Below are 25,166 nucleotides of genomic sequence, written 5' to 3'. Positions count from 1 at the left end.
GTCTCTTAATATTACGGGCAAATCGAATGCCAAAACCTGTCAAAAAGTGCGATTACTGCACTAGCGCTATAAGTTCTGATTCACGTAAGACAGCATCTGATCGACTGCTGAAATAACCTTTGAATTCATCTCGTAAATGCGTTGGCTTTCAATCAAGTTAACCAGCTCTTCGGTAACATTCACATTCGAGGTTTCGAGCGCCCCTTGGCGAATTGCGCCCATACCATCAAGTGATGCAGTGCCTTGTATAGGCGTGCCACTTGCACCCGTTTCCATGTAGAGGTTTTGCCCCATTGGATCTAGACCTGCTGGGTTAATAAAATCTGACATTGCTAGCTGTCCAACCACTTGGTTTTCAGCATTACCCGGTGTTTTAACTGACACCTCACCCTCTGCAGATACAGTAATACTGGTGGCATCATCTGGAATCGTGATTGCTGGTTGCACTACGTACCCAGAACCTGGGGTCACAATTTGGCCTGTATCGTCGAGGCTAAACTGACCAGTACGTGTATATGCTGCGGTGCCATCTGGCATTTGCACTTCAAAAAAACCTGGACCTTCAACCATCAAATCAAGCGAGTTGTCAGTGGTTAGCATGTTGCCTTGAGTAAAGACTTTTTGCGTTGCAACCACTTGGGTACCCGCGCCAATATTCAAACCATTTGGCAGCTTGGTATTAGATGCACTTACCCCACCCGCTTGGTTAACATTTTGATAGAGGAGATCTTCAAATACTGCACGGCTCTTTTTAAAGCCAACAGTACTGGCGTTGGCCACATTATTTGAAATAACAGAAATATCAGTCTGCTGAGCGTCTAAACCAGTCTTACTTATCCATAAAGCGGGATGCATATTCTATCTCCTAGCTAATGCGCATTAATGAAGCAGATGCTTTATCTGTTTCTTCAGCTGTTTTCATCATTTTGACTTGCATCTCAAACTGACGTTGTATGTCAATCATCGATACCATCTCGTGTACAGCATTGACGTTACTGCCTTCAACTGCGCCACTTAGTAGACCAACGGAAAGATCAGCCGGTGCGGGTTCACCCGACATTTGACGAAACAACCCATCTTTGCCGCGCATTAAGTTTTCATTACCAGGATTGACCAATTTAATACGGCCAACCTCTTCAATTACCTCGGCAGTGGCCCCTGTTGGACGAACAGAGATTATGCCATCTTGAGATATTTCAATTTTTTCGATTGGAAGCGGTAACACGATAGGTCCGTTGTCACCCATTAACGGGGTACCTTTATCGTTACGGAGTACACCAGTGGTATCGAAACTCAAGCTACCAGAACGGGTATAAGCTTCGCCGCCATCATCAGCTTGCACAGCAATCCAGCCATCGCCTTTAACAGCAATATCGAGATCTCGACCAGTGGTCTTGATTGGACCATTGGTAAAGTCAGCGGACGGGCTCTCTGTCATCGCAAATACGCGTGTTGGCAATCCTTCACCAAAGGCTTGCATTGAACGCGCTTGTGCGAGATCAGCTTTAAATCCATCAGTGTTAGCGTTTGCCAAATTGTTGGCGCTAATGGCCAACGAATTCATATTCTGCTTTGCGCCGCTCATAGCGACATAGAGTAACTTGTCCACGTAATGCTCCGTCAAACTTCCGTCTAACGTATTAATTAGCAAGCATCGTGCCAGAAATGAACTTTTTGAATTAGACAGAAAAAGAAGGAGTTATCGAAAAGGTATGCAACAAGATGATTAAAGAGGCAGCACGTTGCCGCAGCGGCAACGTGCTTTACTTTATCGCAGTTAAAAACCGCGGATAGAGGCTTTATTGATTTAGCGGATCTGCAGCACTGTTTGTTGCAACGTATTGTTGACTTCCAATGTACGAGAGTTAGCTTGGAAATTACGTTGCGCCGAGATCAAATCGACAAGCTCTGTGGTTAAGTCTACGTTTGATTGCTCAAGTGCCGATGAACGAATACTACCGAAGGTACCACTGTTAGCTTCACCCGCTAATGCAGGGCCCGAATCAAGGCTCGCTTTCCAAGAGGTGTTACCTGCTTGTGATAACCCTTGCTCATTAGCAAAACGTACCAATGCCACTCGTGCTAATGGCACGGTAGAACCGTTACTGTAACTGGCGTTAATCAGGCCATCGGCGCCCACTTCAACGTTAGTTAATCGGCCAACGGTAGTACCATCTTGAGTCAATTCAGTTACTTCAAAAGGTGAGGCGTATTGCGTCGGGTTATTAAAGTTCAAGGTCAAGGTTTGCGAACCATCAGCGCCAGGGCCTAGAACATTGGCGCCGCCAACCCCAAGCTGCTCAGTTTGAATCGTTGCAGGATTACTGCCTGTATAAGCACCAGTATCATTGAATGAAACTGCAGCACCTTTCCAACCGCCAGCAGTTTCAGCATTTTTAGTGCCATCGACCAAACCATCACCAGTAGTATCAACATCATAGGTTCCGGCTGCAGGGTCAACATTAACTTTTTTACCATCAACAGCGTAGAACGCAACCCAGTTACTCTCACCAGTATGCGCAGCATTAGGAGGACGAACAAAGTAAGTCGTCATCACATGCGGCTCACCAAGCGAATCGTACATGGTTACTGAAGTTGAGTTATTGAATGTATCTGGGTCATCGGGATCGAAATTAGCTGGGTCAAAGGTTTTATCGCCCGCATTAAGGTTCATCTGCAAACCAATGTTATCCGTTTTAACCGGACTACCTGCAGTATCAGGAATTTGTACTGGTTGGGTGGTTGTTAAACTGACAGAAGTTGAGTTGCCATCTTTGTCAACCGGGAAGGTTTGTAGGAAATTACCGGCTGAGTCGACCATATAATTGTTCGAGTCAAACTTGAATGCGCCTGCACGGGTAAATGAGTGGTCTTGAGAACCGACTTCAGAAGAGGTCACAAAGAAGCCACCACCGTTAATCGCCATATCAAGTGAGTTATTGGTAAACTGTAAACTACCTTGATGGAACTGCTGTGCTACTTGGCTGGTTGCTACACCGCCACCTACAGTGGTTTTGCTATTGGCGAAAATAGAGCTGGCGTAAACATCGGCGAATTCGGCGCGAGACTCTTTAAAACCAGTAGTATTTACGTTGGCGATATTGTTTGCCGTTGTATTTAGATCTTTTTGCGCAGACGATATACCGCTCAAAGCAATGTTAAATGACATAGTTCACCTCAATCCTTGTTCAATTCGTTTTAGCAGAGGCTATACTCGCCTCTGCTATTAATATCTGTCGTGCGTTTATGATTCTGATACCGCTAATACATCACTGATCTTAATGCCACCTACACCACGCAAATTCAAAATTGCGCCAGTTGCGGCAGTGCCTAACGATACGCTGGTCACATGAGCGTATGTTGAAACGGGAAGCTCTTCACTTTTCCCATCAACGTTACCCGTCACTTTAAGGGTATAACTCCCTTCAGCAACTGGCTCACCGTTTTTCCCCATGCCGTCCCAAGTAATATCGACATTACCGCCAGCACTACCGTCTACGGTAAAGGTCGAAATAAGTTGGCCAGTTTCATCCTCGACGCGAACCGTTAAGTCCTTAATCGCCTCGGGAGTGCTGACAATGGCTTTAATGTTGGGTTCATCAGCAGACACATAACCTGTGTCCGATGGAATAAGCACTTTCTGCCCCACCAGTCCTGACGCCTGCAGCGCTTGGCTCGAGGTGGTTAATGCATTGAGGTTAACAATCTCTTCGTTAAGCTTACTGATCCCGTCAACGGTTGAAAACGATGCCATCTGCTGGATCATTTGGTCATTATCAACCGGTTTAAAGGGATCTTGCATCGACAACTGTTGACTCAATAACGAGAAGAAATCTTCTTGAGATAGCTCCTGACTATTAGGCTCAGGTATTGAGTTTTCAGCCGGCAAACGAAGGCTATCTAAAAACGGGTTACCGGTTGTAGATGTCTGCTCTGTCGACGCGCTACTTTGTGTCGTTGCTTGCGGCGTAACGGCGCTGGCCTGCTTTGGCTGACCGGTTGCCGATTGCGTGTTATTGAGCGGATTAATCAGGCTCAAAATTTACCTCCAGCTTTCACTGAGTTACTTGCCAATTCTAAGAGTTTGCTGAAGCATCGATTTCGCTGCATCAGTGACTTGTACATTCATTTGATATGAGCGAGAGGCTGAGATCATATTAGCCATCTCCTCCATCACGTTGACATTGGGCTTATAGATAAAGCCGTCAGTGTCTGCCATTGGATGGCCGGGAGAAAATTCTTTATTCAAGGGTAAGTCACTTTCAACAATACCTTTGACTGCCACAGATTGTGATGCACTTTGATGCTGCTGTGCTTTGCTCATTTCGGCTTCAAAAATAGGGTGGCGAGCACGGTAAGTTTCGCCTGCACTGCTCGATACTGCATCGGCATTGGCAATATTACTTGCAGTGGTATTAAGCCGGACTGATTGCGCAGACATGCCTGAACCTGCGACATTAAATATATTAAATAAACTCATAATTAATCGCCTCTAATCGCTTTTTTCATGCCTGAGAACTTACCGTCAAGAAAACCAAGAGACATCTGATACTCAAGGGCATTTTGCATAAATGCAGATTGCTCTTGTTGAATATCAACGGTATTGCCATCACCGGTATCGGGTTGATTAGGCACACGGTAAGCGACGTTTTGCTGAGTTAACGCTGCCATATCAAAATGTTTGCCGTCGCTCTTAGCCATTGCTAAGCCCGATTGGCGTGACTGCGCTGAATTCATTGCTTTGGCAAAATCCACATCACGTGCTTTATAGTTTGGCGTGTCGGCATTGGCAATATTTGAAGATAGGACTTCTGCACGTTGGGAGCGTACGCCCAAAGTGTATTGATGAACTCCTAATGCTTTATCAAAACTAATCGCCATAAAATTGCCTCCTCAGCTCGGTATCTGAAATAAAGCAATTGGTGTGCCAAATTAGTTAAAACAAGTAAAAATAGAGGTATATCTAGGATGCAGCGATATCAAAAGGAAGGTTTTACAAGATATAAGGGTGTCAAAATTGCGTTAAACGCCGCTGAAACACCCTGACTACTACAGCTTAACTGCGCTTTTGGTAATAGATCCCAGGATTACAGCGGATCATATCGAACTCTTCAGATAAACCAGCAATAGACTCCGAGGCACCTAAAAATAGAATACCATTTGGGTTTAATGCGGCAGCGAATTGCCGCAGTATTTTCCGCTTTGCCTCTGGCGAAAAATAGATCAATACGTTACGGCAAAAAATAATGTCAAACTTGCCCAGTAACGTATAACTTTCAAGCAAGTTGTGCGCTCTGAAGTTCACCAACTGTTTTACATTATTCTTAATCACCATATTGCCGGACGGCAAAGTATCAAAAAACTGACGTTTCCTTTCATCTGACAAGCCACGCCCTAAGGCTAAATTGTCATATTCCGCTTTTTTACAACGCTCAAGCATTGAAGGAGACAGATCTGTCGCTAGAATGTTTGCCCCACTCGGTAATTTACCTGGGCGACGTTGCTGATGCTCAAGAATAGTCATGCTTAGTGAGTAAGGCTCTTGCCCCGAAGAACATGCCGCCGACCAAATTTTAATAGGTCTACCCAGTCGACTGTAGTTTGGCAGTAAAGTATTGGCCAGCAGTTCAAAAGGATAACGGTCTCGAAACCATAAGGTCTCATTGGTGGTCATGGCATCGATAACTTCGGTGCGAAGTTGACGCTCAGTCGGTTTCATCGAATGTTTGACCACATCCGACAAAGAAGGAAGATTATACTTACCCATTAGCGGCGCCAAGCGGCTACGCACTAAGTACTGCTTGTTTTCGCCTAGCACAATACCGCTATGCTGCTCTAGAAATAGCCTGAATTGATGGTACTCGTTTTCAGCAAGTGATTTATTCGGCACTCTAGTATCCTAAATATCTATAAAACAAAGCCACGCAGTCGCTGCAGCTTAACAACAATCGCAGGTTTATACATTAGCCCCCAAGGAAACACAAGCCGGAGTTGGCTTCCTTGGGCCTTCGATACGTTGTAAGATCGCGGATTATAAACTTAAGTGCTTGTTTACAGCCGCCGCTAACTCATCTGGATTAAATTTCGCGATAAAATCATTAGCGCCTACTTTCTGAACCATAGCTTGGTTGAATACCCCGCTGAGCGAAGTATGTAGCACGACTTTGATGTTTCTCAATTTAGGATCATCACGTATTTCTGCAGTTAAGGTGTAGCCATCCATTTCTGGCATTTCAATATCTGAAATGATCAACGGGATCTCTGTTGAGACATCATCCAATTCAGCGGCTATCACCCGTAATTTATCTAACGCTTCTTTACCGTCTTTAGCAGTGTCGATTTGCAGATCGAGCGAGCTTAACGCACGAATAATCTGTTTACGGGCAACCGATGAGTCATCGATCACCATGATGTGATGATGCAGATCTCTATCGATAGTCAGTTTATCATCAAGCTCTTTACTGATATTGGTGTTAACCGGGGAGATCTCATCTAAGATTTTTTCTACATCTAGGATCTCTACCAGTTCGTTTTCTATTTCGGTAACAGCCGTTAAGTAAGAGCCCCGGCCAGCGCCTTGAGGTGGCGGCATGATAGCTTCCCAGTTCATATTGATAATACGCTCTACAGAACTGACCAAGAAACCTTGTACACTGCGGTTGTACTCAGAGATGATAATGAAACAGTTCTCAATATTCTCAATTGGGCGACCACCTGTAGCTGCACTTAAGTCGATCACTGAAATAGTCATTCCGCGAACATGGGCAATCCCACGTACGTTTGAATTGAGCCTAGGTAAGCTGGTTAATGGAGGGCATTGCAGCACCTCTTTCACCTTAAATACGTTAATGCCGAACCGTTGACGTCCATTAAGTTTAAATAACAACAACTCTAGTCGGTTCTGTCCAACCAATTGCGTTCGCTTATTTACTGATTCAAGAATGTTCGACATGAAAATTTGCCTTGTACTTATTTTTATCGATTAAATCTAAAAGATTCAATTTAGTTGAGTGACCACTTATTACGTTGATTTAGCGCATCGTTGCTGCCGATACTGGTCAATATAATTAACACCTACATTTAGGCATACTACTTGCTTAGCTTGTACAATCTGATTTTAGCGTTGCGATTTTAGTCAACTTTATGACAGCCGACGATTTAATGAGTTCGCTACAGAAATTCTAAAACAACACGACTTAGGTGCATTCTAGCGAATCAAGCTGGTGTATTCATTATGAAAATAAATTTTTGGCTCTTTTTAACCGTATTATTTGTACCCATCGCCGCTATTGCAAATACAGATCAACTTGCTAGCGTACCTTCTATATCGACCATTTCTCGATTAGCTATAGCCGCAGTTGAAGAAAAAATAGAAGCGCCTGAAAAAGCTAAGATAAATATCACCCCTCAGAGTCTCGATAGTCGAGTCAGCTTGCCTAGCTGCTACTTGCCGATTAAAGCCGAAATTGCCAGTGACCGTGCTATTAGACGTAATAACACCATTAAGATCAGTTGCGACAGCCCAGATTTAAGTTACCCGTGGCAAATATTTTTATCGGTAAGAGTCGATATTCTCTACCCCGTGGTGGTGGCAAAATCCACCTTAGGCCCCGGCGACCTGCTATCAAGCAGTGATGTCGAAATCGATTATGTTGAGCAAACTACACTGCGCGGTCAACAATTTGACCAAGTCGATCAAGTGGTAGGTGCGCGATTAAAGCGTCGTGTCGCGCCGCAGCAACCTATTTTCAACAATCACCTTTGCATTGTTTGTAAGGGAGATACTGTTTCCATATTCGCTCGCTCTGAAAACTTTGAAATTAAAACCGTTGGAGAAGCCTTACACGATGGTAATCTGGGCGACAAAATTCGAATTAAAAATACTCATTCACAAAAAACATTGAATGCAAAAGTCACTGCTGTTGGCCAAGTTGAAGTAAGAATGTAAAATAAGTCTAAAGTTAACAGTTATCACGCCGATAGCATGTGTAAGAAAGTCTCTTTATTCAATGTTGGATACCAAAATGGCTATGGATATTAAACAAGTAAATAGCGCTGCAACATCGCGTATAAACAGCAGTAATGCAGGCAAAGGCTCCGCCGCACAAAGTGCTCCTGCTGCCCCAGCGCAAACTGAAGCAGCACAAAAAGCCGACTCTGTGTCAATTACGCCACAGGCTCAACAACTGCAGAACGTACAGACAAAGATGGCTGATATGCCTGATATAGACCAAAAGAAAGTTGACGAAATTAAAGCTGCTATCGCTGAAGGCCGTTACAAAATCGATCCGGATAAACTTGCAACTAATATTGCAAACTTCGAGAATGATCTCAGCGATTTAAACTAAACCTCGCCGCTAAACGCGGATTAAGGCAAAACAGATAAGGCCATTATGACAAATTTATCTCATCTTTTAAGCTCACAACATACCGTGTTGACTGAGCTAAAAGCCGTTATCAGTCAAGAAAAACAAGCATTACAGTCGCAAGATGCAGACACCTTGTTAGCGCTAGCGAGCACCAAAGCGAGCCTACTTGATAATTTAAAGCATAACGATGAGATGATAGCCGCGCAGCCTGATAAAAGTATATTAGAGACCGATGCTACATTATCTCAGCAAGTTAGCGAAGCAAAGGGTTTGCTCGCAGAGTGCCAACAACTCAACGCTGAGAACGAATCTTTAATTGAATTGAGCTTAGCCAGCTTAAATCGTTTTTCTCAAGCACTGCAGGTTAGTCGAAGTTCTACCAGCCTCACCTATGATGGCAAAGGCCGTACATCAAGTATCTCCAGCTTAGGTAACAATTTAAGAGCTTAAAAAACTCAAAATAAAAGCGAAGCTGAGTGCTTCGCTTTTTTGGGTTCTAGCTGTAGCAAGTTAACCCAGCCGCTAGTTTCCTCGTATCTAATTCCTATGAACGCAGCGTTCTTGTCATCAGGCCCGCGGACGTTCTAATAGAAAGCTTGCGAACAGCCTATCTCTTAAAAATAGGTGATCTCTTTCACTTTTTGCGAACGGTTCTGTTGCTGATATAACGCCCAAACCTGTTCAAAGTCCAACTCTAGCTCTGTGACATAGTGCTCACCGGCTGGATAACTCTTCACAACCCTTGCGCCGCGAATAACCCCAGAAACTGATGCTTTAATCTCATCACTCGATAACATCCAATCACTCATCTGGCTTGATGCAGTTAAGTGCTGACCATACACCTGCTCGGCGAGCTCTCGATAAGCAGCAATTTTAGAGGCTTGCATCGCCATAAGGACACGCTGCGCGGGATCATTCGAAGGCTGATTGTCTAATGTCGCATAACCAATCGCGGTTAATGTCGGAAAGGATTCGGGCGCTTCGGTCTCGTATTGCACATAGCGGTCTTGTGCCGCGCAACCAGCAAATATGCTCGCAATTAATAAGCTTGCAATGACTACTATCGCTCTCATCTATTTGGCTCCCCCAAGATTTATTGCTTTCTGGCCTGCATGTTCTGAGCGATACAATAAACCATTTTCAGACACGACTTTCTCTGAAGGGGTTAACATATCTGGCATCGCGGTTATTGGTACAAAGCTCTGAGCCACTGATATCACTCGATTGTTACTGACATCCACAATGCGGCTATAAACAACGACTCCCTCTTTACTTGGACTCATCGTTGACACCACCACATGCCTAACATCAATATCAGCGGGTAGCTGCTGCCAGTCGCGAGTAAGAATGAAATCTCCTTCCTCGGTAACTCGCAATGTTTCTGCCACATTCATATCAATCAAATTAAATTGATGATCATGTAATGCCGCGATTAGTCCTTGCTGATATTGCAGACCCAGCTCACTGGTGGTCGCGAGATCGCTTAGCATGACTGGCGTAGCCACTAACAAAGGCTGAGTGGGCTTTAAACTGTCATTTTGCCTGACCAACTCATTAACCATCTGCTGTGCCAAATGGTTAATAGACGCCAAATGCGGCAAGCCATTGCCGCTTGCAAGCGTATGCTCATCAGCGGCTTTCCCTTGAGTCGCCGCACAGCCAAGTAGCACTAGCAAAGGCAGTAAAATAATTGTTTTATACATCTTTATATTCCTGTCTTTCAGCGAACCGATAAAGGCTCGAACGCATAGCGAAGAGAATATGATTATCTTAATGCTGTTATCGGCGCAAAACTGAATAACTTTATAGCTAAATGAACAAAGTAAAATCGATAAAAGGCACAAAAATTGCTTATTCACTACTTAATCAACAGGACTGTCATTTTGTCGGCATCAATTGCCCCTCTCATTACAAAAACCAGTCAACCTATAATCCACTGTTAGGCAGTGTAAAGACTTAGAAGGTAACTATGAAACTTGGCTCACTTAGTATCTATAGCATTATTTTGGCGTGCTCTTTTGTAATTATTGCCCCCGTGCAAGCACAGTGGATACAAGCTAATGGTCAAGCTAAGATAATTGATAACAACCTTGCTAAAGCACGCCAAGATGCTATCGAGCAAGCTGTAAGTTATGCCACCTTAAAATCTGGCGCACGCTTTTCCAGTGAACAAACCGTTAGAAATGGTCAACTGGTCAACGATAGCTTTACCCTCAGCCACAGTGCACAGAGTCAACAAGTAGAGATGATTAGCGAGTTAATTGAGGATGGTTACATCACGGTTAATGTTCGTATTGATATGATTGAGCCATTCGAACAAGCCTGCGAAAACAGTAAACTTAAAGCATCAATTCTGGTTCCCCAGGCACTTATCAAAGACAGAGCACAATTAAGATATGGCAACTTAGGCTTATTCGAACAAAACTTGTCAGAGCAATTGGCGCAAACCATTGAAACCCACTCCAGCAGCAGCTTCACACATCTTCATGCCAATGAACGTTTAGATGTCGATCAAGCACTTGTTGATGTTCGCGGCTATAGATTACCGAGTTGGTTAGGGGAGATAACCGATAGCCAATATATTTTACTACCTGAAATTATCGATATCTCACCCGAGCAATCTACCCGTACCTTTGGTTTATGGGAAAACGACCCAATGCGCGTGTTCCAGTTTAGATTATCGCTATTCCACGCCATTAGTGGTGAGAAAGTGTGGAGTAAACAGTATAGCCAATCCGCAGAGTGGGAGTTTTCATTACAGCAAAGCGTTAACTCTAATAGCGACCAATTTTGGCGTTCTGAATACGGTGAAATGATAAAGGGTGTGTTACTCGAAGCCAGCCAAGATATCGACAGTACGCTAAATTGCCGCCCGCTATTAGGACAAGTCATTGCCAGACAGGCCAACAGAGTGATCCTTAACCTTGGACGTCGTAATGGCATTCGAGTCGGCGACACGATGCAGTTGGTACTGCAACAGAATATGCCCGATAGGCTCGAGAACATGCGCGCGGTAGCCGGTAAGAGTAAAGCGACTATCACCATTGACCAAGTGACCGAAGAGAGTGCAACGGCAGTACTTATAGGTGTGAGCGCATCACTGAATATTCAGCTCAATGATCTAGTGATAAAACTCTAACCGATTAAAAACCAAGCGGATAAAGCTAAAGAGTTTTCATACACTCTTTTCATCTAGAGTAAAACCAGTATAATCACTGGCGTCTCCCTATAGCTCAACAGGATAGAGCAGTCGCCTCCTAAGCGATCGATCGGGGTTCGAGTCCCTGTGGGGAGACCATATAAGCCTACTGCAAACGTTAGCAACTATTTCTGAATTACTTTAAAGCGCATGAAAAGCCATTTCAGAAAGCTAAACTCAGCTAATGATTCACAGTATGACTATATGCCTAATTTAATACTTCATAGGCATAACGAAGTTAATTTGCAAAATACCTTAACGAATTAACCTTGCTTAATTCGTTCACTAACCCTTGCTTCTGAATGAGCTTCTAACCAGTACTTTTGTAATACTGTATTTTGCAAACCAGCCTTTGGGTCGCTTAAATTCCAGGCTCGCTTCCAAATCCCATCAGCAATCAAATGTACCACTGCACTTTCAATTGCCTGCACAACACAGATACTTACTGGTTCATTAGAGGAATAACCAATTTCTGACTCCAATAGATCCTGGGCATCGATAAACTTAAATACCCCTGCTGAGATCTCTTTTGATAGCACAGACTGGGTCGTTGTAACGCTACTCAATACTCTGCTTGTGCGTATATCAACTGCCCGCAGGTTAACGGTTACGGTATCAACTCTAAACTTTGAATTAACCCCGATGCCAAGATAACGAGCGCCAGCCCCGCCTGTTTTTATATTGGTGTCATAGGCGACGATACCGCCTTCCATCAAAATTTGCGCTGAGTTCAACTGCGGCAGCTTGCTCGAGTCTCCTTGCAAGCCAGCACGAATAATTTTTCGCTCTGTTAATAGGTTTTGCAGTCCTTCGCGCTCTACCGGAACAAACCAAGCAGAGTCATTCAAAGTTTGGGCTAAAAATGCAGTACCACTTTGTGGCACAGCCGTTGAGAAATTGCTTGAAGGAATAGGTTTATATTGACCAGTTTGATCCCTGAAGTCGTAAACTGCAGCAACAATACTTCCTTGGGGAGCAGGTAAAGCAATCAAGTCATAGTAACTGGCACTTTTGGGCATCAGACTGGTTGCCGGCTCAATATGCTCAAACTCACTCGTTGATGAACAAGCGCACAAAAATGATAAAACAACTATAAGCGTTAGGTTTTTCATATTATCCGCCAACACCATTACCTTCAAGCGCACCACCGACCTCTATCACGGTTGTTTCTCCAGTTGTTATATCCGTGATATGCACCAGCAAGGTGCCATCTTCATTGACCACGTTTATCTCAAAGTCTGAAGTTTTTAAATAACCCTCCTCGCCATTACTTGCATCGTTAAATAGCTGGCTAATTAAACGTGACTCTAAAGAACTTGCCATTCTTTCTAATGCCGTCGGGGCAACATAGCTTGAACCACCACTTTTATGGTCATTCTGTGCAGAAGCATTGGCTAACAAGTACGACCCGTTAAGATAGCTACCGCCAAAGCTGGGGTTTACTGGGGTATAAACTAGTTCTGTTGCATTAACAGATAAGCCTATACTTGCAACAAAACTTGTTGTGAGTAACAGTCTTTTTTTCATGAGAAATCCCTTTTTAAAATTCATCAGCAGCCAGATCTGGGTTTAAAAATTGTGCCCAACTCGCCTGTTTTTTATTTTGTTTAAGAATAGTGTTCACCCGAGAAGCAGCAGTTTTTGCTTGTTGGTCCAAATTTCTACTTGCAGGTGAAACAGCAGTAATAAAGATTTTTTTACGATTATTGTAAATAGAGATAATGCTGCCACTTCTTGCAGTGGCCTTTTCCTCGATAGTGAGCCCCAAATGGTCAGCTTCAGTATTTAGGCCTCTATACGCAGCAACAAATTCTCGATAAAAGCGGTGACCTACTCGCGTCATAGTGCGGTTTAAAATCAGCCCATTAATCATGTCTGCTTCATCTTTCGGCACGGCATCATCGATACTCTGTGGCTGCAATACTTGTATTGATCTTCTTTCTGCTGCCAAAGGAACTTCAGCCATCCCCTCAAATGAAGTTAGCAACAACGAAGTTCCAGCAGCAATAATTATAACTTTCAAAAGCACACCTTAAGTTGCTCGGTTAACCCCACATTGATGTAGTAATTCAGTACTTAACATCGGTAATAATGACAAAGCAAAAACCAAAAGTTCAATCAAATAATTAAGTTAATAAACTCTACATAGCAACTTTACGTATATTTTTCAGGACGGATATTAAACAAATTAAGGTATGTAAACTACAGTAAGGTTTACTACAATTACTTTTCAATAAAAAATACAGTATAAACAGGAGTAACTAGAAAAAAAACTATAACCAGATAACTCAAAACATCAAAGACGATCACGCTTATAATTAAAATCGATCTCAACACTCACTCTAAAGAACAGCGCACCCTGATTATCAACCATTAATTCCCTAAAAGTAAAATCTTATAGATGTCTTAGCTATATTAAAACTTAAAAGTTAATATAAAATAAATTTAAACAATAAAAAATCAAGCATAACTTTAATAGTGTAGAAAATTAGTATATAAAAAGATCACTAGTCAATAAATTGACACGAGCTTTGTACAGGGACGATAAAACATGTGGCAAAAATGCCGTATAATGGCTGATATTAAAAATAAGTTTATTACGCATAAAAAATTCAACTTTAACGTTCTACTTACTTTTACATTACTCTCCTTAACTGGTTCATTTTTATTACCAGTTAGCGCAAATGAAGCGTATAAACGCGATACAAAAATCGCTATAAACCCTGTCATTTATAGCAATAGCCTAATCACGGTTATGCCTAACACTCAAAGTTACCAGCCAATGACTTACGGTCAATTGGGAAATCGAATCACCATTGAGCAACATGGCTCATCACTTTCTGTTAACGCAATACAGCAAGGTCAGCAAAACTATATGCAGTTGAGCCAATTAGGCATCAGCGACGGTGTCAACGGTATTGAGAGCCTACAGATAGGCAGTGGCAATGTACAAGTTGCCAGTCAATCAGGCATTAATGAACAAGCCAATGACAGTTTAAGTATCGATGCCACGCTTAAGCAAAATGGGACAGACAATGGCTTATGGATAGACCAAGGAGGAGATATCCTCGCCGCTAACATTGAACAACTCGGTAGCGAGAACAAAACCTATGCCACGCAAAATGGAGAAAAACATTTACTAAACGTTAAGCAAAGTGGTTTCAATAATAATGCAATAACCCATCAACTAGGATTAAACCACACACTGACAGTAAATCAAATTGGTAACAATAATAATGCATTGGCCAAACAAGAAGGCTACGGATCTCACCAAGCAAATATTTACCAACAAGGAAATAGTAATAATGCCATTTTAATTCAAAGCAGCGACAATGCATTAAGCCCTGCCAGTATTAGCCAGGTTGGAAATGGAATGGCAATAATTATTTTGCGCTACTAATTTAATTCATATAAAACACTACTCGATATTGAAAGGAAAGATAATGAAACATTCAAAAATCGCACTTATCATCTCAGCAGCCTTGCTCGCTTCAGCTTCTGTATCTGCTGTAGAAAGAAATAAAGCCGAAGTTAAACAAAAAGGTGGTCTTAATACTGCAACTATCAAACAAAATATATCAAGCAATAAAAACACATCAGAAGTTATTCAGTTTTCTTCTTCTGCTAACGCTGATATGAACACGGCGAGTACGACACAAGAAAATACGTCTTTCAGTACATCTCTTGTCAATCAGAATGGCGCAGGAAATATCGCAACGTTAATGCAAACGGGTAGTAACAGTGTCACCTCAGAGGTTTTTCAGCGAGGTGTAAGTAATACAACCTCTGTAAACCAAAGTGATGGTAGCAGTCTTGCCTCATCAATTGTCACAACGACAGGCGATGGCAATAGCGCAACGGTTACCCAATCAGCTGTAACTGGTGACGCACAGCGTAAGGCAACAGCTACCATTAGCCAAGGCGACAGCTTAGTTCCATCTGACAGAAACTTAGCGACAATTTCGCAAACAAACTCAGCCTTTGTTAAATCAACCATTAACCAAAATAGCAGCGATGATACTGCTAGCATTACCGCAGCAAACTCCAACAATGCTGAAGCAACAATTACGCAAAATGGCACTGTCACTGCAGGATTCAACCAAGCATTTATCGTCCAAACTAATGCCGACTCAGCAAAAGCGACGCTAACCCAAACTGGGAATAGTAACTTCGCTGACGCTAAACAAGATAACACTGGAACGCAGGGGGATCTTATCCTAGGCTCCCAAAACGGTGACAATAACCAAGCGCGCGCCAGCCAAAACCAGCAAGGCAACTACTCTAACAACATCGATTTCACTCAAGCTGGCAACCTGAACGATATCAATATAGATCAAACCGGTTCGAGTAATACAGTAGAATCATTACAGCTAGGTAATGAAAATACTCTGTTGACGAGCCAAGTTGGCCAAGAAGGCAACGGAACACTGATTGTTTCAAACCAAATTGGCAACGGAAACAAAGCTGAAACACAGCAATCAGAGTATGGATCGACTCATGGAAATGATGCAATCATCACCCAGCTTGGTGACGAGAACAGTATTACGGTCACTCAATCATTAAACGCTAACCGAGCCACCATCTCTCAATTAAACAGTGACAATAGCACTGCAACAGTTAAACAAACGGGTGGGCACCTCACTACCATTACCCAAACTGGGCATTCGCAATTCGCTAAAGCAGAGTTAGCAGGTAACAGCGGCATGGCTAATAACATTACAATCAGCCAAAGTGATGGTACAGGTGTGACGGGGGGCAACAGTGCCATTGCAATGACATTTAGCTCGAACTCCAGTACCACAATTGACCAACATGGCAGCACAAACCGCGCTAACGCTCAAAGCCACGGCGATATGATTAGTTCAAGCATAACCCAAATTGGTAATAATCACGCCGCTAACATTTATGCAGGCAATGGTACAGAGGGTAGTCATGTTGATATCTCACAACATAGTGAGCTTAACTATGCTTCTGTCACCATGAATTACGGCGAGAATCATAATATCGATATCGTGCAGCTTGGCGCTCGTGAAGTCGCTGTGGTATTAAGCGATGGATCTAATAACACGGTAAATATTCAACAATAGTCGCCCTCGTTAAAAAAACTTAAACTCGTTTAAGCTTAGGCGTTACTGAACTATAAATATTCAACCTAGTATCAATTTGCTAGGTTGGATATTTCACTACTGCATACAAATAAAACCCTTTCAATCTGTTTCTTACGGAGATTGTCTTCCTACCGACTAGCATTAACGCCAAAGGCCAATTAAATAGGCTAAAGTTATGCTCACGTCAAATATAAACAATTAGTACTCATACCATTTAACTTTCACTGTGTAGAGTCAATACTCGCTGCTTTGTTAACCTTGTTTAATCGCAAAACCAGCAGTCAAGATTCACCAGATTGCAAAATAAAGTGTTATTAAATTAAAGCAACAGTGGAAGGTTCAGCGCTTACTCAAACCAACTGCAAAAGCTACTGTGTCGCAATACGTGTGCGTGAACTTGTGTTCCTATTGGTATTCATTGAATAGTGACTCAAATAAAAAAGCCTCCATTTAGGAGGCTTAATAACACTTAAAATAGACATGAGAACATTAAGGCGTGTAACTTCCCACTAAACTTACGTCGCTAAAATCGCTATGGCCGAGTAGCATAATGTAGTAAGTACCCGCTTGAACATTGTTGATAGTGCATTGCTCCGTGCTGCCATTCTTCCATGGGCGGCAATCGTAGTCAGATGGGGTTGCTGCGCTGCCAAATTTCACATGCAGATCAGCATCGCCACTACCACCACTGGTGCTAAAACTTAAGTTTGTCGCACCAATCGGAACCGTCATCGTGTAGGTGACTTCACCGCTAACGGTGCCAGATACCAATTTAGCCGTATCATTTTCCAATACAGTCGTATCATCGTTGCCACCATCAGCATTATAGCGGCCGGTTACGCTAACATCACTGAAGTCTGAATAGCCATGTAACATCACATAATAAATGCCTTCTTGGGCATTGTTTATCTCACAGCTTTCCTGGTTTCCACCTTTGTAAGGGCGGCAGTCATAATCTGTTAACGTTGGCTCAGAACCGAATTTAACATATAAGTCAGCATCGCCACTGCCACCGCTAGTATCAAATGTTAATGCCGATACAGCAGCAGGTACATCCATGGTGAAATGAATATCTTCGCCGCGTGTAGCAGATGCGCGCTGGCTAACGCCATTTTGTAATGCGTTGTCATCGACAGGCAGATTATCTTGTACAAATCTAGCCAGTAAGGTAACACCAGAGTAATTGCTTTCAGCGCTGACACCGATATAGTTCCAACCCGACTGCACAGGCGTGACGATTATCGTTTCGTTGTTGTCTGGTCCCGTTGACTCAAGATCATAACTGCTGCCGTTATTGGCGCTACCATGCTCATGGTAAAGGTCAGCATTACCTGAACCGTGCCTTAGGGTGATCTCGAGCGACACATCAGCTAAACCTTGGGGAACACTGATTGCGTATTCATTCTTTTTACCTGCGTTAGCAGGGCTCAAACAGGTGGCGACGCCTGCTTGAATTCTAAACTCCGGCTGCTCTCTACCCAAAGCACAGGCATTAATACCGACTTGATCATTCCCCTGCACATCATCAATATCTATCGCTTCTTCAGGCGAAGGCGGGCGAGTGTTATCTATGCTGCAGCCTGTTGATTCAACAGTTGTGAGCCAATTAGCGAACTCAGCATCAAATGTTTGATGACTTACCCATGGGTCGACAAGCTCGGCACGATACGTTTGAAAGTCACCTTGCTTAAAGAGATCTAACATAGCAAAGAAGCTGCTGTTTTGGCGCTCAAACATGAAACGATTAGATAAATAACCCCAATCATAGATCCGAGTTTGTCCCACACCATATTCGTTACTAAAGATGGTGCTCAATGCATAGTCACCACTACGCGCTTCGTCTATTGCACCTGCATTACAGTTACCCAGTGAGATGTACTCAGCAATCCCTTCTCCGAACCATACGGTGCGCCCTGCGCTGTCGCTGTCTCTAAAACTACCTTTGGATATAAACCTCCCTTCTAGGTAATGAATGTACTCGTGGCGCAAATTCCAAATATCGAAAATAGGGCGCTCACCCACATCTTCGTAGGCGTAAAAGGTCGCTTGATCACCTGCTCGGCTCGGATCGCCTTCACGGTAAGTTCCGCCATTGTTTGTGCTGACATTAAACAGTGCGCCGCCATAAGTTACCCACTCTTTCTTGTCATTAAAAATAACCATTTGCAGCTGGTCATTATCATCCGGGGTCACGGGGCTGCGGTTGGTTTTTAGCTTTTCATGGAAGTTGTTTTCATGCACGGCTAATGAGCTACATGCCCACTCAAGCTGAGCTTGGTTCATATCTTGCGCCCAAATAAACAGATTACCTGACGGGCACGTCATACGGTTATCGAGCACAGATGCAATGATCTCTTCTTTAAGATCACAAACGTTATATGCCGCACATACACCGTTGTAATTGACTGACTCAAACACGGCCAGATAAAGCGTCCGTGCTTCATCTGATTTTAATGGGCCAAAACTGCTGTTAAGGATCTTATCAATCTCGGTGGCTAACTCGTCTTCTATTGCAGCGAAATGCGCTTCGCTCTCACCACGATAAAGATTGACTAATTGATAACCTAGATTAAATAAGTGATAGTCATTATCCGGCTTATCTAACCAGCTAAGGTTGTTATAGATAAATGTTTTAATGGCATTAATTAGCGAGAGATTATGCTCTTGCGCTCGACACTCTCTCTTGTTTGCACAAGACTGCAATGTTTGCCAAAGCAATGGCGAGATCCCTGTTCCCCAGTTACTGACATTTTCAAAAGACTCATCATAGCGATTTAGCACATCTTTAGTGATATGCACAAAACGCTCGGCAATATTAGCGTTTTTAAGTATGCCTAATGCGCTTCTGACGACTAATCCGTTCTGAGGATTTTTATCAAAAAAATGTTCATTGGCGTAGAGCGCATTCACTGCTTGCTCCATCGATTGTTGGCTGTTGGCGTTAACAAATCGGCGCTCATCATAAAAGGCGTAGGCTTTTAACCAGTAAAACAGTGCACTTAAGTACTCGTCGGGATCACTGCCGTCATAGGTTAGAGCTTGCGCCTTAATTTCGTTTACAACCGTGGCTAAGTTGGCATCAGAGTATGCACCCAACGCCAATGTTTCAGGCTCATCATTAAATAAAGTGTCTATACAGTCACGGCCATTATCTCTTAGCGCTGCGAGTAAGGCGGCGCCAGATAGCGAAGTAAATACTTGCTCACTGCATCCCTGTTCGACACTGCTCATTACACTCATACTTGAGAATGTACTGAGGGCACTGATCGCCGACACTGTATTATTGTCGGGTCGAATTTCATCGGGTATTTCATTTGTTAGAGGCTGTGCCACTTGCGGCATATAGTCTTGGCTAGAACGAACATGCTCAACATCTTGATTGTTTGTGTCTAATGTTCGATAGGCGCCATCTCGCTCAGACTCGGCCATGGCCGAATGTGAAGTGAGTGCAAGTAACAATATGGGGAGCGTTTTTTTTATCATCATAAATTTCTCTTATAGTCACGCATAGCAGGACTAATTCCTCTGTTGATGATTAAAAAGTGGCAGCGAGAAGGCAAAAGCAATCGCAGCTTTAAATTGGTGCCTAAAGCTTCTATCAACAGTAGATAATTAGTGAGAGGGTAAATAGCGAGTGTAACTAACCTATTAAAAAGGCCTCCAAAGCGAGGCCTTTGAATGAGTCATACAGCATTACTCGTGCATTAAAGGTTGTAATTACCTAGCAGTTGCACATCAGTAAAGTCGTTATAACCTTGCAACATGATGTAATAAGTCCCCGCTTGCGCATTGTCGATAACGCAGGTTTCATTACTACCATTTTTCCAAGGACGACAATCAAAGTCTGATGAGGTCGCTTGACTACCAAACTTCACATGCAAGTCTGCATCACCACTGCCACCGCTAGTGCTAAAGCTTAGGTTGCTCGCACCAGCTGGCACTTGCATTTGATAGACAATTTCAGCACCTGTAGTACCAGAAACTAATGTCGCAACGCCTGGCTGAAGTACTGAGATGCTCGCTTGAGTGATAGCAGTACTAGTAGAACCCTCATTATCAGTAACCGTTAACGTTACGGAATAGATCCCAGCTGCAGCATACGTATGGTTTACCGTAGCTGAAGTACTAGTTGTGCCATCACCGAGATCCCATAGGTAGTTAGCAATTGAGCCGTCTGCATCTGTTGAGATACTGCTCATGGTAATACTGTCACCAATATTACTCACAAACGGACCGTCAATTTGCGCAACGGGCGCTTGATTACTATGACCAGCAGCAACGTACTGGCCAGTAATACTCACGTCATTAAAGTCTTGGTAGCCACGTAGCATTACATGGTAGGTACCAGCTTGAGCATTATCTATGTTACAGCTTTCAAGGTTACCGCCTTTATAAGGACGGCAATCATAGTCACTGACTGTGGGTAGAGATCCGAACTTAACATACATATCCGCATCACCCGTGCCACCTGCTGTTGCAAAGGTTAAGCCTGATACTCCAGCAGGTACATTCATGGTAAAATGCACCTCTTCATCACGCTGACCTGAAGCTAGCTGACTAACACCATTTTGCAGGCTATCATCAGTCACTAGACTTGTTGGACGACAAGACGCTACATCATAGTCAACGACAATTGTTGCACCAGCAATAGTCCCAGTTAACTCGATATAGCCCCAGCTTTTTGCATCATCTGGAATCGTATAGAAAGCACATTGCTGACCATCTTGGCTAGTTGAAACTGCGCTGTAGTCGCCTGTATTAATATTTGGCCAGCTACCTGAACCGAAGTAAATCAAGGCATCATCTGCCGCATTAATCATGGAGATAGCAACCGTTTCATGACGGTTAACCAGCGCAATGGTTAAACTATCTTCAGTGCCAACACAAACCGGTGCTGAGGCAATCAAGTCTCGTTCGTTTGCAGCAGGCTCGGTTCGACAAACATCAGTAAGCGGCGCATGGTCAATATTCACCTGCGTACTGCTTGTTGCTGTCATACCATCGTTATCGGTAAGTGTCAGTGTTACGTCATAGATTCCAGGCTCAGCAAATTGATGCACCGGGTCGGCCCAGTTACTGCTATTTCCATCGCCGAAATCCCAAGCATATGCCACGATCTGACCATACTGATCATTAGAACCTGCACTGCTGAACCTTACATCAGTATTCACCTGGACGTTGTTGTCTAATGCCGCAGAGACAGCAACAGGTGCCTGTGGCGGCGGTGCGATATTACTACAGTTATCAAAGGAACAGATGCCGCTCATTAACGCAACGTCCGCGGCGTTAATGACACCGTCATTGTTCAAATCAAAACTTGCATCAATTGCAGAGCCCTGGCTAATTGCAGCTTGAAGTGCGTTGATATCATCGCTATCAACATTACCGTCACCGTCCATATCACCTACAGGTAAAATAGTGACTTCAACTGTACTAGAGTTTACTGCGCCGCCATTGTCGGTCACTGTGAGTGTGACAAAGTAAGTACCTGCATTGGCGTATACATGGTCAACGGTTGCGCCAGTGGTTGTTACACCATGACCAAAATCCCAAGTATATAAGGCAATATGGCCATCTTCATCGCTTGATTGTAGGCCATTAAAGTTGATGCTTTCACCCGCAACACCATTGTAGCTAGTGCCAGCGTTGGCTACTGGTAGCTTGTTAGGGGCAATCGGCGTCACGCCTTTATCGATATCGTAGTAGGCTCTGAATCTAACGGAATCATAGTCATGGAATGGATCGATCATCACATTGACAATACCGCCATTCGTTAATTGACATAACTCAGTTTGTCCAGGTGCTTCCCATGGACGACAATCGTATATTTCCGTCGACACGGCTTGGTTAAGGCTAACGTGAATGTCTGGATCACCGTTGTAACCATTAACCAGCTCGAAGGTCACTAACGAAGCATTCACTGGTACTTCAAATTGGTAAGTACGCGGTGTATCACCTTCAAGTGATGATAAGGCTATTTCATCATTAAGGTAGACACGATCGCAGTTTGAACAAAGTGGTGCATCATTTGGCGATTGCTCGGTGATAATGGCCAACGTTGAAGCTGTGGTGGATTCACCACTGTTATCCGTTACCGTTAGCGTAACATTGTATTCACCAGTATCGGTGTAGGTATGAGCGACTTCTTGTTCAGTGCTAACAGCACCATCACCAAAATCCCACTCATAGCTAACAATCTCTCCATCGGGGTCATTCGAACCTATGCTGCTAAATTCAATGGCATGACCAACAGCCTCTAGGTACTGATTGCCATTAGTATTGGCATAAGGTAGCTGATTACCAGTATTTGCCGTTTCATAATACACATGCAATGTCGCGTCAGTATAAGTCGCAAACGGATCGATCATCACATTGTAGGTGCCGCCACCATCAAACTCACAAAACTCTGCCAGACCTTTCCAACTAAATGGACGACAGTCGTAGTTTTCTAATGAAACCTCCTGGTTACGGCTTACGTGCAAATCCAAATCGCCATTAAAGTTTGGCACACCTGACGCCATGACTGGACCATGGTAGCCGCCCGGAACCATGATAACCGTTCGAATAGCATCATCTGGCACTGTAAACTGGAAGTTATGCACTTTACCTGGACGATCTGTCCAAGCAATATCAGTTTTATCAGCCTTTAAGTTTTCAACTTTAAGCAAGGTATAGCGAAATTCCCCCTCTTCAAGATAAGGATCGTTACCTTGAATAACTCTTAAACGTGAGTTTTCAAATTCAGTGAAAGCATGAATTGATGCGTAATAAGGTTGGTTATAATCTGGAATATCTATCGATACAGACTCAGTCGAACCTGGGGAGTTAAAAGAGATATAGTCCGCATCCCAATTACCTTCTCCATCATGAGTTGGTTCTTCACCTTTTGATATGTACATATCGGGATCGGCTGTATGTCCGTCAAGGTGGAACAGAATGTTGGTCGCACCATGCGGTAAGTTGAATTCAAACGTTTCAATGCCATCTAATGGCGCTGATATATTCTCAACCGTTTCTAATACAGTTCCTTCTGGCTCACTATCAACACCGGAGATCCCATCCCAATAGCGCTCAGAATCACTTGTAAGTAACTCTAAGCCTGTGGCAATAAGATTCTCATTTGACCACAGTGTTGACCGTGAGGGTCCATGCAAAGCAGCCGTCATACGCTGTACTTGATCTTGAGTAAACATGGCGTAATTGTCGGTATAGTGCATGAAGTTTTCTGTGTTGGTCGGCTGACCTAGACAGTTTTTAGCATTTGCTTGCATCTGCGATGGCAAAGACATCTGTGGGGTATCACAAGTTTTATCACCGGTTGTGGCGCAAAATGCCTCATTGGTAATCGAACATGACTTGGTTTCGAAGGTATGAATGAGGTTCAGCCAATGACCAAACTCGTGGGTTAATACTGAACGGAAGTTCTCACTGGTATTAAGCCCGGTGTAATGTCCGTTATAAACCACTCGAGATGTGCCAGCGGTAGACATCGACACATCTGGATACCAAGCGATGCCCGAGTTATTACCAACATTGTCGTCATGTAAGTCATGCATTAAATACAAGTTCATGTATTTAAAGTTATCCCATGCATCACTGGCTATTTTAGCATTGGTTTCACTGTCTCCATTACCGTAACCCGCTTGCTCATAATCATAACGAACAATACCGTTAGTACTGTTACCATTTGGGTCTTTTTTTGCCAGCACAAACTCAATATTTAAGTTTTCTCGAATGGCAGCAAACTGTGGTGAGACTTCAGGATCATCGATTGAAAGTCCTTGGAAGTCATCATTGAGCTTGCGGATCGCATCGTTGATTTTACTATCCGTCAAACATTTATCACTGTCATCGCTACAGTTATACATCTCACCATAAATGTGTACCACGACAGGAATGTAGTAGCGCCCATCAACTGCAACACTGCCTTCTACCGCACTGACAGCGTTAGTCTGTAACGATGAAATACCTGACGATGCCATTAAGGAGTTTGTCTGAAATGCAGCACTCATGCTACGCATCATTTGTGGTTTCTGTGACTGTTTTGCTTTTATTTGCTGTGCGAACTCAGTTTGCAATTGATGCCAATCTTGGCCGTTATGGTCAGTACCGCAGGTTTCGCCATCATGTTTAGCGGCGACAGCGGCAAAGGGGAACTTGTCTGATTTGGGCGTATTGATCTCTTTTTGACTTGCACCAGTTTGGGCGGCAAAGGTACTGGCAAAAAGAGTTAACCAACACAAGCGTGAGACACTTGTTTTTGATTTCATACTTTATCCTGTTCAATTTGTTGAGTGATTTTAAATTCCTGCTTTAGTAATAAGCTTGTAACTTTTTTGTGATAATTTCGTTACATTTCCGTGCTGAAATAAAAAATACGCTAAAAACTCGACAGGCTCTTACTGATTAACAAGTAAGCATTCCCAAATAACCTCCTCCCCTCCCTAAGTAAAACATACCCCAAACAGTGAAAATCGTTAACACAACCAT

General features: G+C 43.3%; 21 protein-coding genes and 1 tRNA gene. 7 read left to right on the top strand and 15 right to left on the bottom strand.

Going from position 1 to position 25,166, the window contains the following annotated elements; translation table 11 throughout:
* Positions 1-66: 66 nt before the first annotated feature.
* The 8 genes from flgG to L2730_RS08280 all read right to left on the bottom strand — a co-directional run bounded on the left by flgG (position 67) and on the right by L2730_RS08280 (position 6,952).
* Positions 67-855 carry a flagellar basal-body rod protein FlgG gene (flgG, locus tag L2730_RS08315; protein ID WP_020911666.1) on the bottom strand — a complete coding sequence of 263 codons (789 nt, stop codon included), beginning with the start codon at positions 853-855 and terminating at the stop codon, positions 67-69.
* Positions 856-865: 10 nt separating this feature from the next.
* Positions 866-1,609, bottom strand: a complete 744-nt coding sequence (gene flgF, locus L2730_RS08310) for a flagellar basal-body rod protein FlgF (protein ID WP_020911665.1) — start codon at positions 1,607-1,609, stop codon at positions 866-868.
* Positions 1,610-1,807: 198 nt separating this feature from the next.
* A complete protein-coding gene (gene flgE, locus L2730_RS08305; RefSeq protein WP_248974152.1) occupies positions 1,808-3,169 on the bottom strand; it encodes a flagellar hook protein FlgE in 1,362 nt (453 codons plus the stop codon).
* Between the two features lie 75 nt (positions 3,170-3,244).
* Complete coding sequence (flgD, locus tag L2730_RS08300; protein ID WP_248974151.1) at positions 3,245-4,039, bottom strand: flagellar hook assembly protein FlgD; 795 nt, start codon at positions 4,037-4,039, stop codon at positions 3,245-3,247.
* 24 nt (positions 4,040-4,063) lie between these two features.
* Positions 4,064-4,480: a flagellar basal body rod protein FlgC gene (flgC, locus tag L2730_RS08295; RefSeq protein ID WP_020911662.1), complete on the bottom strand. Its 417-nt coding sequence runs from the start codon at positions 4,478-4,480 to the stop codon at positions 4,064-4,066.
* Between the two features lie 2 nt (positions 4,481-4,482).
* A complete protein-coding gene (flgB, locus tag L2730_RS08290; RefSeq protein ID WP_020911661.1) occupies positions 4,483-4,881 on the bottom strand; it encodes a flagellar basal body rod protein FlgB in 399 nt (132 codons plus the stop codon).
* Positions 4,882-5,056: 175 nt separating this feature from the next.
* Positions 5,057-5,890: a CheR family methyltransferase gene (locus tag L2730_RS08285; protein ID WP_248974150.1), complete on the bottom strand. Its 834-nt coding sequence runs from the start codon at positions 5,888-5,890 to the stop codon at positions 5,057-5,059.
* 141 nt (positions 5,891-6,031) lie between these two features.
* Positions 6,032-6,952 carry a chemotaxis protein CheV gene (locus L2730_RS08280; RefSeq protein ID WP_248974149.1) on the bottom strand — a complete coding sequence of 307 codons (921 nt, stop codon included), beginning with the start codon at positions 6,950-6,952 and terminating at the stop codon, positions 6,032-6,034.
* 282 nt (positions 6,953-7,234) lie between these two features.
* Between L2730_RS08280 and flgA the strand changes: the two genes are divergently transcribed.
* From flgA to L2730_RS08265, 3 genes are all read left to right on the top strand, one after another.
* Complete coding sequence (flgA, locus tag L2730_RS08275; protein WP_248974148.1) at positions 7,235-7,948, top strand: flagellar basal body P-ring formation chaperone FlgA; 714 nt, start codon at positions 7,235-7,237, stop codon at positions 7,946-7,948.
* A gap of 76 nt (positions 7,949-8,024) precedes the next feature.
* Entirely contained in the window at positions 8,025-8,348 is a 324-nt protein-coding gene (flgM, locus tag L2730_RS08270) for a flagellar biosynthesis anti-sigma factor FlgM (RefSeq protein WP_248974147.1), read from the top strand.
* A 45-nt stretch (positions 8,349-8,393) separates the two neighbouring features.
* Positions 8,394-8,819, top strand: a complete 426-nt coding sequence (locus L2730_RS08265) for a flagella synthesis protein FlgN (RefSeq protein WP_248974146.1) — start codon at positions 8,394-8,396, stop codon at positions 8,817-8,819.
* A gap of 164 nt (positions 8,820-8,983) precedes the next feature.
* Here the strand turns inward: L2730_RS08265 and L2730_RS08260 are convergent, their stop codons facing one another.
* Both L2730_RS08260 and L2730_RS08255 read right to left on the bottom strand, forming a co-directional pair.
* Positions 8,984-9,442 (bottom strand): LPP20 family lipoprotein, encoded by a 459-nt coding sequence (locus tag L2730_RS08260; protein WP_248974145.1) that lies wholly within the window; start codon positions 9,440-9,442, stop codon positions 8,984-8,986.
* Entirely contained in the window at positions 9,443-10,072 is a 630-nt protein-coding gene (locus tag L2730_RS08255; RefSeq protein WP_248974144.1) for a FlgO family outer membrane protein, read from the bottom strand. It lies immediately after the preceding gene.
* Between the two features lie 266 nt (positions 10,073-10,338).
* On the opposite strand from L2730_RS08255, the gene L2730_RS08250 reads away from it, so the two are divergent.
* Positions 10,339-11,508 carry a flagellar assembly protein FlgT gene (locus L2730_RS08250; protein WP_248974143.1) on the top strand — a complete coding sequence of 390 codons (1,170 nt, stop codon included), beginning with the start codon at positions 10,339-10,341 and terminating at the stop codon, positions 11,506-11,508.
* A gap of 83 nt (positions 11,509-11,591) precedes the next feature.
* Positions 11,592-11,667, top strand: a tRNA-Arg gene (locus L2730_RS08245).
* A gap of 164 nt (positions 11,668-11,831) precedes the next feature.
* Here the strand turns inward: L2730_RS08245 and L2730_RS08240 are convergent.
* The 3 genes from L2730_RS08240 to L2730_RS08230 are packed head-to-tail and all read right to left on the bottom strand — an operon-like array spanning position 11,832 to position 13,591.
* Positions 11,832-12,680, bottom strand: coding sequence for a CsgG/HfaB family protein (locus L2730_RS08240; RefSeq protein ID WP_248974142.1), 849 nt, complete (start codon positions 12,678-12,680; stop codon positions 11,832-11,834).
* Between the two features lies 1 nt (position 12,681).
* Complete coding sequence (locus L2730_RS08235; RefSeq protein WP_248974141.1) at positions 12,682-13,095, bottom strand: curli assembly protein CsgF; 414 nt, start codon at positions 13,093-13,095, stop codon at positions 12,682-12,684.
* Between the two features lie 13 nt (positions 13,096-13,108).
* Complete coding sequence (locus L2730_RS08230; RefSeq protein ID WP_248974140.1) at positions 13,109-13,591, bottom strand: curli production assembly/transport protein CsgE; 483 nt, start codon at positions 13,589-13,591, stop codon at positions 13,109-13,111.
* Positions 13,592-14,140: 549 nt separating this feature from the next.
* Here L2730_RS08230 and L2730_RS08225 point away from each other — a divergent pair.
* Together L2730_RS08225 and L2730_RS08220 are read left to right on the top strand one after the other, a co-directional pair.
* Positions 14,141-14,968 (top strand): hypothetical protein, encoded by an 828-nt coding sequence (locus tag L2730_RS08225; RefSeq protein WP_248974139.1) that lies wholly within the window; start codon positions 14,141-14,143, stop codon positions 14,966-14,968.
* Between the two features lie 43 nt (positions 14,969-15,011).
* On the top strand, positions 15,012-16,655 hold the full coding sequence (locus L2730_RS08220) for a hypothetical protein (protein ID WP_248974138.1): 1,644 nt from the start codon (positions 15,012-15,014) through the stop codon (positions 16,653-16,655).
* A 510-nt stretch (positions 16,656-17,165) separates the two neighbouring features.
* Here the strand turns inward: L2730_RS08220 and L2730_RS08215 are convergent.
* Complete coding sequence (locus L2730_RS08215) at positions 17,166-20,162, bottom strand: M9 family metallopeptidase (protein ID WP_248974137.1); 2,997 nt, start codon at positions 20,160-20,162, stop codon at positions 17,166-17,168.
* Positions 20,163-20,380: 218 nt separating this feature from the next.
* Entirely contained in the window at positions 20,381-24,946 is a 4,566-nt protein-coding gene (locus L2730_RS21960; RefSeq protein ID WP_283105680.1) for a PKD domain-containing protein, read from the bottom strand.
* Between the last annotated feature and the right edge of the window lie 220 nt (positions 24,947-25,166).

It is taken from the genome of Shewanella kaireitica, assembly GCF_023284045.1.
GTDB classification, from domain to species: domain Bacteria; phylum Pseudomonadota; class Gammaproteobacteria; order Enterobacterales; family Shewanellaceae; genus Shewanella; species Shewanella kaireitica.
Note: the sequence above shows the minus strand (reverse complement) of the source record. Positions and strands in the feature narration are given on the sequence as shown.